Annotated in this window: 10 protein-coding genes and 1 pseudogene; 8 read left to right on the plus strand and 3 right to left on the minus strand. The window is 67.7% G+C overall.

Going from position 1 to position 12,830, the window contains the following annotated elements:
• Positions 1–121: 121 nt before the first annotated feature.
• Together G6N54_RS16585 and G6N54_RS16590 are read left to right on the plus strand one after the other, a co-directional pair.
• A complete protein-coding gene (locus G6N54_RS16585; protein ID WP_163791063.1) occupies positions 122–739 on the plus strand; it encodes a TetR/AcrR family transcriptional regulator in 618 nt (205 codons plus the stop codon).
• A gap of 65 nt (positions 740–804) precedes the next feature.
• On the plus strand, positions 805–1,506 hold the full coding sequence (locus G6N54_RS16590) for an MIP/aquaporin family protein (protein WP_332107600.1): 702 nt from the start codon (positions 805–807) through the stop codon (positions 1,504–1,506).
• Between the two features lie 218 nt (positions 1,507–1,724).
• On the opposite strand, the gene G6N54_RS16595 is transcribed toward G6N54_RS16590, so the two are convergent.
• Positions 1,725–3,434, minus strand: coding sequence for an acyl-CoA dehydrogenase (locus tag G6N54_RS16595; protein WP_163791064.1), 1,710 nt, complete (start codon positions 3,432–3,434; stop codon positions 1,725–1,727).
• Positions 3,435–3,554: 120 nt separating this feature from the next.
• On the opposite strand from G6N54_RS16595, the pseudogene G6N54_RS16600 reads away from it, so the two are divergent.
• The 3 genes and pseudogenes from G6N54_RS16600 to G6N54_RS16610 all read left to right on the plus strand — a co-directional run bounded on the left by G6N54_RS16600 (position 3,555) and on the right by G6N54_RS16610 (position 6,537).
• A pseudogene (locus tag G6N54_RS16600) lies at positions 3,555–4,534 on the plus strand (phosphotriesterase family protein).
• A complete protein-coding gene (locus G6N54_RS16605) occupies positions 4,527–6,008 on the plus strand; it encodes an AMP-binding protein (protein ID WP_163791065.1) in 1,482 nt (493 codons plus the stop codon). Before G6N54_RS16600 ends, G6N54_RS16605 begins: the two are co-directional and overlap by 8 nt.
• 49 nt (positions 6,009–6,057) lie before the next feature.
• Positions 6,058–6,537, plus strand: coding sequence for a YbjN domain-containing protein (locus tag G6N54_RS16610; RefSeq protein ID WP_163791066.1), 480 nt, complete (start codon positions 6,058–6,060; stop codon positions 6,535–6,537).
• Here G6N54_RS16610 and G6N54_RS16615 read toward each other — a convergent pair.
• On the minus strand, positions 6,534–7,646 hold the full coding sequence (locus G6N54_RS16615; protein ID WP_276056331.1) for an acyltransferase family protein: 1,113 nt from the start codon (positions 7,644–7,646) through the stop codon (positions 6,534–6,536). The genes G6N54_RS16610 and G6N54_RS16615 overlap by 4 nt on opposite strands.
• A gap of 153 nt (positions 7,647–7,799) precedes the next feature.
• On the opposite strand from G6N54_RS16615, the gene G6N54_RS16620 reads away from it, so the two are divergent.
• Positions 7,800–9,086, plus strand: coding sequence for a DUF3068 domain-containing protein (locus G6N54_RS16620; RefSeq protein WP_163791068.1), 1,287 nt, complete (start codon positions 7,800–7,802; stop codon positions 9,084–9,086).
• Positions 9,087–9,128: 42 nt separating this feature from the next.
• The gene (locus G6N54_RS16625; RefSeq protein ID WP_163794782.1) at positions 9,129–10,844 is read left to right on the plus strand and encodes a hypothetical protein; all 1,716 of its coding nucleotides are present in this window, start codon (positions 9,129–9,131) and stop codon (positions 10,842–10,844) included.
• Here G6N54_RS16625 and G6N54_RS16630 read toward each other — a convergent pair.
• A complete protein-coding gene (locus tag G6N54_RS16630; protein ID WP_163791069.1) occupies positions 10,828–11,991 on the minus strand; it encodes a glycosyltransferase family 4 protein in 1,164 nt (387 codons plus the stop codon). The genes G6N54_RS16625 and G6N54_RS16630 overlap by 17 nt on opposite strands.
• A gap of 40 nt (positions 11,992–12,031) precedes the next feature.
• On the opposite strand from G6N54_RS16630, the gene G6N54_RS16635 reads away from it, so the two are divergent.
• The gene (locus tag G6N54_RS16635; RefSeq protein ID WP_163791070.1) at positions 12,032–12,802 is read left to right on the plus strand and encodes a class I SAM-dependent methyltransferase; all 771 of its coding nucleotides are present in this window, start codon (positions 12,032–12,034) and stop codon (positions 12,800–12,802) included.
• Positions 12,803–12,830 lie beyond the last annotated feature (28 nt).

A 12,830-nucleotide genomic window follows, 5' to 3' on the forward strand; every position in this document is an offset into this window, starting at 1 on the left:
ACCAGTGGTCATTCTACGGTGAGCTACGTCACAGTCAAGCGCCTAATCCCGGCATCGGATCACCGCACGGGCGGACTACGACGTGGCCGAGCGTCCCGCCGGAGCCATAATTATGAACGTCATGTTCAGTAATGAGGAAAAGGCACCGATACCGGTGGACCAACCCCGGGCCCGCCCGGGCCGACCACGCAGCCAGGAGTCCCGGGTGGCCGTGCTGAGTGCGACGTCGGAGCTGATGCACGAGGTCGGCCTGCGAGCGATGACGACCGAGGAGATCGCCGCCCGGAGCGGGGCAAGCAAGGCAACGATTTACAAGTGGTGGCCCAACAAGTACGCCCTGGCCGTCGAGGCCTTTCTGTCGGAGATGGCGATCGAGTCGGCCGATCACGACACCGGATCGGCACGCGAGGACTTTCGCCTGGCGCTGCGCGGCATGACCCGCTTGTATACCAGCGAGAGCGGCCGCGCCTACGCCCAACTCATCGGTGAAGCGCAATTCGACCCGCAAGTCGGCGCGCAGCTGCGCGAGTATCTGGTGGGCTCACGGCGCAAACTGGTCCGGGCGATTTGGGATCGCGGTGTCGCCAGGGGCGAATTGCGCGCGGACATCGACCCCGAGGTCGCGATCGATCTGATCTTCGGGCCCGCGATGTATCGACTAGTCGCCGGCCACGCTCCCCTTGACGACGCCAGCGCCGACGCGATCGTCGACGCGGCGATGCGCGGACTGGGCAACTGAGACCGAGGTCACTAGCTCTGGCCGGAAACTGCGATTAGTTTAGAAACTAAACGTTCAGTATTTGATTGGAGCAGCGCCATGGCGTTCACCGCCCCGCGTGCCGCCACGCACGCGCAGACCTCGAAAGCACGCCCCGGACGGTGCACAAACTTCTCGTCGAGTTCATCGGGACGTTCTTCCTGGTGTTCACCGTCGGCGCCACTATCCGCGCCGCCGCGCCGCTGGCCCCGTTGGCAATCGGCGCGGTGCTCATGGTGATGGTCTACGCCGGCGGCCACATTTCCGGCGGCCACTACAACCCGGCGGTGACGGTGGCGGCGCTCGTCCGCCGGCGAATCGGTGCCGCTGAAGCGGCGGGCTACTGGGCAGCGCAACTCAGCGCGGGGCTCCTCGCGGCTGTCGTCGCCGGTGCGACGATCAGCGCATCGCCAGTCCACACGGTTGCACCCCGCGGTCATGGCATGACGAGTGCGCTCATCGTCGAATTCCTCTTCACCTTCGCCCTGGCCTATGTCGTGCTGAACGTCGCAACCAGCAAGGACCACCCCCACAACTCCTTCTACGGGCTGGCGATTAGTTTCACGGTGGTCGTCGGCGCGGTGAGCGTGGGTGATATTTCCGGCGGTGCGTTCAACCCCGCCGTGGTAGTGGGAGGGGCAGCGATGGGGCTGCTCGGCTGGTCGACGCTGACCTACCTCGTTCCGGAGCTGATCGGCGCCGTGGCCGCCGGCCTCGTCTTCCGCGCGCTCAACCCGGCCGATCGGTGACCGGCACGCAATGAGTGACGACGGACCCGAATACAAGGCAGCACAAGCGATTTCGACAATCACACTCGCACTGGACGACCCCTTATCTGACCCCACTGTAAGGACGAACGAAATCGCAATCACAACCAGGAGATCGACCAGCCCGCTCGAATGCGCGGCCAGCCGCGCCGTGTGCCTCGAAAGCGCGGCCAGCCGCACACTCGGCGACTGCCGATGAGCTACGGCCGCATCTGGTAGGCGCCGTTGATCGGCAGGACGTGGTCCTTCCACACCTGGTCGTAGCGCGCCTGGTCGAACACCGGGCGGCGGATCATCCGCATCGCGAAGCGGGCCTGCGCATCGGTCGTCGCCGACTTGTCGCTCAATTCGACTGCGTAGGTATTGAAGTCGCGCACCAGCACCGCGAAGATCTCGTCGATCAGCGCCTCGTCGCAGCCCTTTTCGGACCCGGACAGCGGGGCCTCCTCCAGGATCAGCTGCGCGTAGGGCACCGTGGCGAACAACTGGCCAACCCCGAAGGCGAAGTCAATATCTTTCTGCTGCACCGCATCTGGCGTAGCCGAGGCCAGCATCTCGGCCAGCACGTCGATCTGCTCGCGCAGCAGGGCGACGTTGGGCAGGTGCGCGAAGCTGTCGAACGGCGCCCGCCAATCGTGGAAGCGGACCTTGCCCAATCCCCCGGTCGGGCCCTGGTTGAACAGGAACGAGTCGTCGGCAGCCTCGTCGCGGCGACCGATCAGCGGCAATCCGCTGTGCGGCGCGAACAGGTAGTTGGGCATGAACTTGGCCAGCAATCCGATGTTGATATGCACCGTGCCTTCCAGCCTGGGCAGCAGCCCGATCTCGCGGGCCATGGCCTCGAAGATGGTGTCCTTCTCGACGCCCTTGGCGGCGATGACGTCCCACAGGGCGGTGATCACCCGCTCGCCTTCGCTGGTGATCTTCGCCTTGGTGAGCGGGCTGTAAAGCAGGTAGCGACGGTCGTCCGGCGACGCGCTGCGCATGTAGTCGGAAGCGCGAGTGGCGACCATCTTCATCGCGATCAGGCGTGCGTAGGCGTCGGTGAGCAGGCGCCGCACATGGGTGAAGTCGGTGACGACGGTCCCGTACAGGTAACGGTTGGACGCATGGGTGACGGCCTCGTACATCGCGTGGGTGCACATGCCGACCGCACCCCAGCCGAGGTTGTACTTGCAGATGTTGACGGTGTTGAGCGCGGCGTGGAACGCCCCGGGGCCACGGTGCAGCAGGTCGGCCTCGGTGACCGGATAGTCGCGCAGCCCATAATTGGCGACGTAGTTCTGCGAGTTGACCACGTTCTTGATCAGCTCGTAGCGGTCGTGCTGGGAGTCGGCGGCGAAGAACACGTACTCGTCCGTGTCGCCGATCTTGCCGAACGTCGACACCATCCGCGCGACGTTGGCGTTGCCGATGTAGTACTTCTCGCCGCTGGCGGTCCAGCCGCCCTCGGCGGGCGTAAGGATCATGTCGGTCTGGTAGACGTCGGCGCCGTGGCTTTGCTCGGACAAACCGAACGCGAACACCTCGCCGGCTTCCAGCTGGGCGGCGGCCTTGCGCTTGGCGTCCTCGTTGTCGCTCATCCAGATCGGCCCCAGGCCAAGGGCGGTGACCTGGAAGGGGTACCAGTAGTTGAGCCCGTAGAACCCGACGATTTCGGCGAACTCGCTGATCCGGTAGGTGTCCCAGCGGCAATCCGAAGCACCGTACTCCGAGGGCGTCAGCAGCGAGGCGAAGATGCGCTCGCGCCCGATGTGGTCCAGGAAGTCGGAGTACCAGGCCCGCGCGTGATCGTCGGCCTTCAGCCGCGCCTTGCCCCGGGACTCGAAGAAGTCCACGGTGGCGGCCATGATCTCCCCGGATCGAGCATCGGGATACTTACGGTTCAACTGGTTGGGGTTGAGCAGCATGCGCCAGACGGTACGCCGATGTGCGGACTCGCGGTATCAGCCGGCCGACGGCCAGGAAATCCGGGTTGTCGCCCCAATTGCCTCTGTTGACAACAGCCACCCCGGCCTAGCATCAGCGACGTGTCCGAACTAAATACCGCGCGCGGATCCATCGATACCGCCGATCTCGGCGTGACGCTGATGCACGAGCACGTGTTCATCATGACCACGGAGATCGCGCAAAACTATCCGGAAGCCTGGGGCGACGAGGAGAAACGGGTCGCTGACGCCATCGAGCGCCTCAACGAGCTCAAGTCCCGGGGCGTGGATACCATCGTCGACCTCACCGTGATCGGGCTCGGCCGCTACATCCCCCGCATCGCCAGAGTCGCGGCGGCTACCGAGCTGAATATCGTTGTCGCAACCGGGTTTTACACCTACAACGACCTGCCGCTGCGGTTCCATTACGAGGGCCGGGCGGGTTACTCGGCGGCCCGGAGATCATGGTCGACATGTTCGTTCGCGACATCGAGGAAGGCATCGCCGACACCGGCATCAAGGCCGGAATCCTCAAATGCGCCACCGACGAACCCGGCGTCACCCCCGGCGTCGAGCGAGTGCTGCGTGCCGTCGCCCAGACCCACAAGCGCACCGGGGTGCCGATTTCCACGCACACCCACGCCGGATTGCGCCGGGGCCTCGAGCAGCAGAAGATCTTCGAAGAAGAGGGCGTCGACCTGAGCCGGGTGATCATCGGGCATTCGGGCGACAGCACCGACATCGGCTACCTCGAGGAACTCATCGCGCCCGGGTCGTACATCGGGATGGACCGGTTCGGCATCGACGCGTATCTCCCGTTCGAGGACCGGGTGAACACGGTGGCGCAAATGTGCGAACGCGGTCACGCCGACAAGATGGTGCTCTCGCACGACGCCAACTGTTACTTCGACGCGCTGCCCGAAGAGATGGTCGAGCAGATCATGCCGAACTGGAACTACCTGCACATCCACAACGACGTGATCCCCGCCCTGAAGGAGCGCGGCGTCACCGACGAGCAACTGCACACCATGCTGGTGGACAACCCGCGTCGCATCTTCGAGCGTCAAGGCGCATATGAGTGAGCCGGTCCCGCCGATCGGTACCCAGATTTCGGCGCTCGCCGAACTAGCCCCCGACGAGCCGGCAGTCACCTGTGACGGCCTGACCATCACCCGAGGCGAACTCGACCGCTCGACAAACCGGCTGGCCCGCGCCTATGCCGAGCGCGGCGTCGGCGTCGGCGATTACGTGACGATGGTGCTGCCCAACTCGGTCGAGTGGATCCAGGCCGCCGTGGCGTGCTGGAAGCTCGGCGCGGTACCCCAGCCGCTGTCGGCTCGACTGCCGGCCGCCGAGCTGGCCGGCCTGCTGCAGTTACGCCCGCCCACCTTGCTGGTAGGTCCGGAAAGCCACGAAATCCCCAGTGTGCCAGCCGGTTTCATACCCGACCCAGCATTGTCCGACGCCGGCTTACCCGAAGCCGTCTCACCGGTGTGGAAGGCGATGGGGTCAGGTGGCAGCACGGGCCGCCCCAAGCTGATCGAATCCGGCGACGACAGCCGGATACCGGCGGCGATTGGGTATCCGCTGGGCGCACAGGAGGGCGACACGTCGCTGCTCCCGGTTCCGTTGTCGCACAACACCGGTTTCACCACGGCGACGATCGCGTTGCTGATGCGCCACCACCTGGTGCTGATGAGCCGGTTCGACCCGCACCAATTCCTGCGGCTGATCACCGACCACCGCGTGACGTTCCTGACGACCGTGCCGACGATCATGCAGCGGACACTGCCGGTGTATCAGGCCGACCCGTCGGCCTACGACCTCTCGTCGATCCGACGGTTCTGGCACCTGGCGGCGCCTTGCCCGCCGGCGATCAAGCAGGCGTGGATCGACCTGCTGGGTCCGGAAAAGGTCTGGGAGCTCTACGGCGGCACCGAATTACAGGCACTGACCTTCATCTCGGGTGACCAGTGGCTGACGCACCGCGGCTCGGTGGGCGTCGTCGTCGCCGGCGAGATGAAGGTGCTCGACGACGACGGAAACCCCTGTGCGCCCGGCGTGGTGGGCGAGATCTACATGCGCCCGAGCCCGGGCAGCGCGCCCACGTATCGCTACGTCGGGGCGAAAGCGAAAAGCCGCGACGGCTGGGACTCGCTGGGCGATCTGGGCTACTTCGACGACGAGGGGTTTCTGTATCTGTCCGACCGGCGGGTCGACATGTTCACCGTCGGCGGCCGCAACGTGTATCCCGCGGAGATCGAGAACGCGCTGTCGGCACACCCGGAAGTGTTGTCCTGCTTGGTCGTTGGCGTCCCGGACCCGAACGCCGGCGATTTGGGCCAGGTGCCCTACGCGCTGGTGCAGACGACCGACAGCTCGACGTTGGACGCCGCCGGCGTGCAGGAGTTCCTGCGCGCCAACATCTCCGGCTACAAGGTGCCGCACACCGTCGAGTTCGTCGACGCGTCGTTGCGCGACGATGCCGGCAAGGCCCGGCGATCGGCGGTCCGGGCCGAGATCATCGCGCGAATACCGGCCGCCGAAGCGGGCTGACCAGAGATCACCAAGAATCCTCCAAGCCCGTCACACCACCATCTGGGCCATGGAGATCGAGCCTTTGAGTACCGAGCTGATCGAACGCTATCTGCGGTCGCGACACTTGCGATTCTTCTGCAGCGACGACGGCGAGGAATTCATGATGGTGTTGTCCAACTACGAGCGGGGCAAGCTGCACGTGAACCTGCGGATCAACGGGTTGCGGCGCGACATCCTGGAGATCTCGGTCAGCCCCGCCGGGTACTACCCGGCCAGCGACCGTCCGCGCCTGATGGAACTGGTGAACGACTGGAACCGCGATACCCATTGGCCCAAGGCGTTTGTCCGCGAGACGGCGCAGCCAAGCCACGTCAGCGTGGTCGGTGAGAGCGCCTACCTGCTGACCGATGGCATCCACCTGGATGGACTGGGCAACTTCATCAAGTCCACCGCCGAATACGGGACCGACCTGATCGAGAAGATCGAACGGGCCATCAGCCTGCCCTCCGCCGATGCCTTGGAAGAATGGATGGACCGCACCAGCTAGGGCGCTATGGCGTCCGCCTCGGCATCCATCGCCTGCGCGGCCGGCCTCTCCCGTTTCTCCCAGCGCCGCAACGCCTCCCGGCACGGCGATTCGACCAGCGCGTAGCTCACCGCCGCGATCGCGAAACCGAAGATCAGCGTCAGCATCAACACCGTCGGCATGTGGCCGGTGAACGGGAAGATGCCGATCACCGGGAAGACCATGGCCAGGGCGGCCAGGTGCCAGATGAACAGGCCGTAGGACCAGCGCCCCAGGGTGACCATCCCGGTGGTGCCCAACAGCCGGTGCCGGGTGTCGACCCGATCCAGCACCAGCGGCGCGACCAACGCGAACGCGACGATCGAGCCCATCGAGGTCTTCACCGCGAACTGCGTGGCGGTCCCCGGGATCAAGCCCTCGGGACCCGCCAGCGGCGAGGCAGCCACCAGGAACGCGGCCAACGCGATGACGGCCATCAGAACCCGGCGGCGCGCTATGCGCACTGCCAGCCCGACCGGGCTGTAAACCCACTCGGCCAGCAGCATGCCGGCGGCGAACCAGGAAAAGAAGGCCGGCGGCCAGTTCAGCGGGTTCCCGGATTCCGTGTGCAGCGGCACCCAGCCCCACGCCCAGCTGAGCGCACCCAGCGCGGCGATCACCGGCACCCGGGCCCGCACCGGAATGCGGCGGGCCAATAGCGCGAGAATCGGCAGCGCCAGATAGAAACTGACCTCCACCGACAGGCTCCACATCTGCGTCAGACCGCCGGTCAGGGTGAGCGGCACATAGATCTGGGTGAGCGCCAGGTTTGCCAGCCACACCGTGAGGCTGGCGTGGTCCGCGTCGGGCAGCAGGGTGAGGATCACGACGACGGCCACCAGATAGGCCGGCATGATGCGGACCCCCCGCGATCGCAGGTAGTGGCCGGTGGGCGGGCCCTTGGAACCATCTGGTCCCAGATCCCGGGCCGCCGCCGCATGGCCGCGCCAGAGCAGGAACCCCGACAACGCGAAGAACACCGCCACGGCGAGGTCGAAGCGGCCGAACAGCCTTCCGTCGACACCGCTGGAGTGACCGGTCTGGAAGGCCACGTGGGTGATGACCACGCCCATGGCCGCGCAGGCGCGCATACCCTCGACAGCGGGCAGGAAGCTGCGGGTTCCGCCCACCGGGTGGCTATCGGTCACGATCACAGTCTGCCTCCGCGCTGTTACCTGCCGAATCGGGTACTGCTGTTAGGGTCGAACGGATTTGCCTCGAGCATTAAGGGAGGGCACAGCAACGTGAACCGAGCGGTTATGTTGCGGTTCGCCGCGTGCGGAATCATCGGACTCGGGGCTGCCCTGCTGATTGCCGCGTTGCTGCTGGCGACCTACACCACCAGCAGGATCACCAAGATCCCCCTGAACATCGACACCACGCTGGTCGGCGACGGCACCGGCACCGCACTCGACACCGCGTCGCTGTCCGGCGATCACTTCATCATCAACCAGAACGTGCCGCTGGTTTCCCAACAGCAGATCAGTGTCGAGTCGCCGGCCAACGCCGACGTGGTCACGCTGCAGGTCGGCAGCACGCTGCGGCGCACCGACAAGCAGAAGGACACCGGGCTGCTGCTGGCGATCGTGGACACCGTCACGCTCAACCGCAAGACGGCGATGGCCGTCTCGGACGACACCCACACCGGCGGCGCGGTCCAGAAACCGCGCACCATGAACGACGAGAACCCGCCCACCTCGATGCCGGTGCGCCACGACGGCCTGTCCTACCGATTCCCGTTCCACACCGAGAAGAAGACCTACCCGTATTTCGACCCGATCGCGCAGAAGAGCTACGACGTCAACTACAACAGTCAAGAGGACGTCAACGGCCTGACTACCTACAAGTTCACCCAGAACATCGGGTACAGCGCCGACGGCAAGCTGGCGGCGCCGGTGAAGTACCCGTCGCTGTACGCCGGCGACGAAGACGGCAAGGTGACGGCCTCCGCCGCGATGTGGGGCCTGAAGGACGTCGACCCGGCAGAGCAGGTCACGATGACCCGCTACTACGCGGCGCAGCGGACCTTCTGGGTGGACCCGGTCTCGGGCACGATCGTCAAGCAGGCCGAGCACGCCAACCACTTCTTCGCCCGCGATCCACTGAAGCCAGAGGCAACGCTGGCCGACTACAAGGTCACCTCCAACGAAGACACGGTGGAGTCCCAGGTGAACGCGGCCCGCGACGAGCGCGACCGGCTCGCCCTGTGGTCGCGGGTCCTGCCGATCACGTTCACCGCGGTCGGCCTGATCGCGTTGGTCGGCGGCGGATTGTTCGCGTCATTCAGCCTGCGGACCGAGAGCGCGCTGACCGATCCCGGCCTGGACCGCGGCGACGAGGAGTTCTTCGGTCGCAGTGGGCTCGAGGAACGGGTGCCCGGCGCCGAAGCCGAGACCGAGAAGCTGCCGGCGCAGCCCTCCGAATCACATGACGACCCCGATCCGCCGCCCGGCTCCGATCCGCCCCACAGCGAGGCGTCCGAACCCGGGCCGTCGGAACCCAATCCTTCCGGCCCGCCCGACCGGGACTAGCCCGCGGTTGCGCCGACGGTGACCGCACCATGGCGCCGGGCGGTGCAATGGGCTCTTCCCGGATATGCGCTGACCCTGGCGCTCCTGGTGCTGGCGCCGTTGCTGCGGCCGGGGTATCTGTTGCTGCGCGACGCGGTGTCCACGCCGCGCTCGTACCTGTCGGATACCGCGCTGGGGCTGACGGCGCCGCCGCGGGCGACGCCGCAGGACTTCGCGGTGGCGCTGGCCTCGCACCTGATCGACGGCGGCGTCGTGGTGAAGACGCTGCTGGTCCTGGGCCTGTGGTTGGCGGGCTGGGGAGCCGCACGACTCGTCGCGGCCGCGCTGCCCTGCGCCGGAATGGCCGGCCAGTTTGTCGCGGTCACGCTGACGATCTGGAATCCCTACGTCGCCGAACGCCTTCTGCAGGGGCACTGGAGTCTGCTGGTCGGCTACGGCTGCCTGCCCTGGGTGGCGACGACGGTGCTGAGGCTGCGCGCCGGCGATGCCGGCTTTTTCGCGCTGGCGTTCTGGATCGCGCTGGCCGGCCTGACACCGACCGGACTGATGCTGGCCGCTACCGTCGCGCTGGTCTGTGTCGCCGCACCCGGGACCGGGCGGGGCCGCTGGCTGTGCGCCGCCGCGGCGTCGGGTGCCGCGCTGGTCGCGGGGCTGCCGTGGCTGGTGGCCGCGGCGACGGGGTCGTCGTTGTCGGTGCCCAAGGCCGCCTCCACGATCGGGGTTCTCGCGTTCGCGCCGCGCGCCGAGCCCGGCCTGGGGACGCTGGCCAGCCTGGCCAGCCTCGGCGGTATCTGGAACGGCGAGGCCGTACCCAGCTCGCGCGCAACGCTTTTCGCGGTGCTTTCGGCGCTGGTATTGCTGGGCTTGGTGGCGGCCGGGCTGCCGACGGTGCTCCCCCGGCCGGCGGTGGTACCGCTGTTGGTGCTCGCGGTGGGATCGGTGGTGATACCTGGCGCGCTGGCCACCGGCCCAGGCCTGCATCTGCTGGCGGCCGTGGTCGACGCCGCGCCCGGCCTCGGGGTACTGCGCGACGGGCAGAAGTGGGTCGCGCTGGCGGTGCCGGGCTACGCGCTCGCGAGTGCCGGTGCGGTGGTGACGCTACGACGGTGGCTGCCTCCCCCGGCCGACGTCGGCACGGCGCTGGTCGGCTGTCTCGCGCTGATCGCGGTGTTGCCCGACCTGGCGTGGGGTGTCGGAGCGAAGGTCGAACCGGTGCACTACCCGCCGGGGTGGGTGGCCGTGACGGCGGCGATCAACCGTGCGCCCGCGCCGGTCGCGGTGCTGCCCGCGGGCTCGATGCGGCGCTTTACCTGGTCGGGTGCGGCGCCGGTGCTGGACCCGCTGCCCCGCTGGCTGCGCGCCGACGTGCTGAGCACCGGCGACTTGGCGATCTCCGCGCGGGTGGTGCCCGGCGAGGGCAACCGCGCCCGGGCGGTCCAGGAGTTGCTGCTGTCCGGGCCTGCGCCGGCGGCGCTGGCGCCGGCGGGTGTGGGGTGGCTGGTCGTCGAATCGGACAGCGCGGGTGACATGGGCTCGGCCGCGCGCACCCTCGCCGGGCTCACGCCGGTGTACCGCGACGACGAATTGACCCTGTACCGAATCGGCGGCAACACCGCCGGGGTGCCGGCGGCCCGGCGCCAGGCAACCCTGATCGCGCACCTGGCGTGGCTGGGGCTGCTGCTCGTCGGTGGCGGCGGCGCGGTGGTCGCCACTTGGCGGCGCAGGCGCGGCCGCGAAGCGGTTAAACCAGGCCGCTGACGAACTCGCCGGCTTGCACGCCTTCCAGCACGGCACGCATCGCGTCGGCGCTCTGCGTCCAGGAGAACTCTCCGCTGCGCGCCTGCGCCTTAGCCCCGAGCTGATCGCGCAGCACCGGATCGCAGAGCAGCTCTTCGAGGCGATCCACCAGCTCGGCGCGGTTGTCCACCAACACTCCGGTCACGCCGTCGACGACCGAGTCGCACAAGCCGCCCGAGGAGCGGTAGCCGATGGTCGGCACCCGGTGCTGTGCGGCCTCGACGACCGCCAGGCCCCAGCCCTCCTTGCGCGAGGGCAGCACATGCACCCAAGCCCCTTGCAGCACATGGTGTTTGGTCATGTCGTCAACGTGCCCATGGAAAGTCACCGCGTCGCTGATGCCCAGGCTGCGAACATGGTCGACAAGGCGCTGGCGCCACCAGCCGTCGCCGACGATATCGAGATGCAGTTCCGGCAGCCCTGGAACACGCCGTCGCAGCTCGGCAACCGTCTCCAGGGCGTCCTCGATCTGCTTGTGCGGCACCAGCCGCGAGAGCACCACCACCCGCGGCACGGGCGAGCGCGGGCCGTCCAACGACCGCGGCGGCGCCTCGTCGAGACCGTTGCGCACCACCGCGATCCGTTCGTTGGCCGCGCCCAGGGCGACCAGGTCACGCGCCGACGGCAGCGACACCGTCAGGTACTGATTGCGCCGGTGCAGCCGCGGCGACAGCCACGACTCGACAAACCAGCCCAGCCGGCCGAACAGCGGCCCGGCCACCGGCCACTGCTCGCGATGGCAGTGGTGTACCAGCACCACCACGCGGCGGCCGTAGAGCAGCCGGGCGCAGAACGGCAATCCGTTCTGCGAGTCGACGACCACGTCGGGCCGCACTGCCCGCAGCGGTCCGAGCCCGATGCGCGCCAGGGCCATCGCCAGCAACGCGAACACGTAGACGGAGTAGCGCCCACCCGAGCGGCTGATCCGCACGCCGTCGACCACCTCGCGGCGGGGCGCTCCCGGGTAGCGGGCGGTGCGCAGCGTGACCGCGACTCCGGAGGCGGCCAGCTGCGCACCGATACGCTGCAAATACGCTTCGCTGCCGCCGCCCTGCGGGTGGCCGGTGTCGCGCCAGCACAACAGCAGCACCGAGCGCAGACCAGACATCCTGGTCAGCCTAGCCGCTACCCGACGTAGGGTCTTTCCGGTGGCGGTGACCGACCTCTTGGCGCGACGGGCCACGCTGGCGCGCTCGGTGCGGCTGCTGTCGGAATTCCGCTACGAACAGCCCGACCCGGCCCGGTTCTACGGCGCGCTGGCCGCCGATACCGCGGCGATGGTCGGCGACCTCTGGCTGGCCGCACGCGGCGAACCGCCGGCCGGTCGCACACTGCTCGACGTCGGCGGCGGGCCCGGGTATTTCGCCGAAGGATTCACCAATGCAGGTGTGCACTACCTAGGCGTCGAACCCGATCCGAGCGAAATGCACGCCGCCGGACCTTCGCGAACAGGGGCAACCGACACCTTCGTCCGCGCCTCGGGCATGGCGCTGCCGTTCGCCGACGACTCGGTGGACATCTGCCTGTCGTCCAACGTCGCCGAACATGTGCCGCGGCCGTGGCAGCTCGGCGCCGAGATGCTGAGGGTGACCAAACCGGGCGGGCTGGCCGTGCTGTCCTACACCGTGTGGCTGGGTCCCTTCGGCGGGCACGAGATGGGCCTGACCCACTACCTGGGCGGCCGGCGCGCCGCTAGACGATATGCGCGCAAACACGGCCATCGCGCGAAAAACGACTACGGGTCGTCGTTGTTCGCGGTGTCCGCGGCAGACGGGCTGAGCTGGGCCGAGAACACCGGGGCGCTGCTGGCCGCATTCCCGCGCTACCACCCGCGATGGGCCTGGTGGTTGACGTCGGTGCCGGTGCTGCGCGAGTTCCTGGTGAGCAATCTCGTCCTGGTGCTGTCACCCCAAGAATGAAACATGTTCTCGTTTTGCGCTCGCTTAT

Origin of the sequence: Mycobacterium stomatepiae, from assembly GCF_010731715.1 — a bacterium.
Classification (GTDB): Bacteria; Actinomycetota; Actinomycetes; order Mycobacteriales; family Mycobacteriaceae; genus Mycobacterium; species Mycobacterium stomatepiae.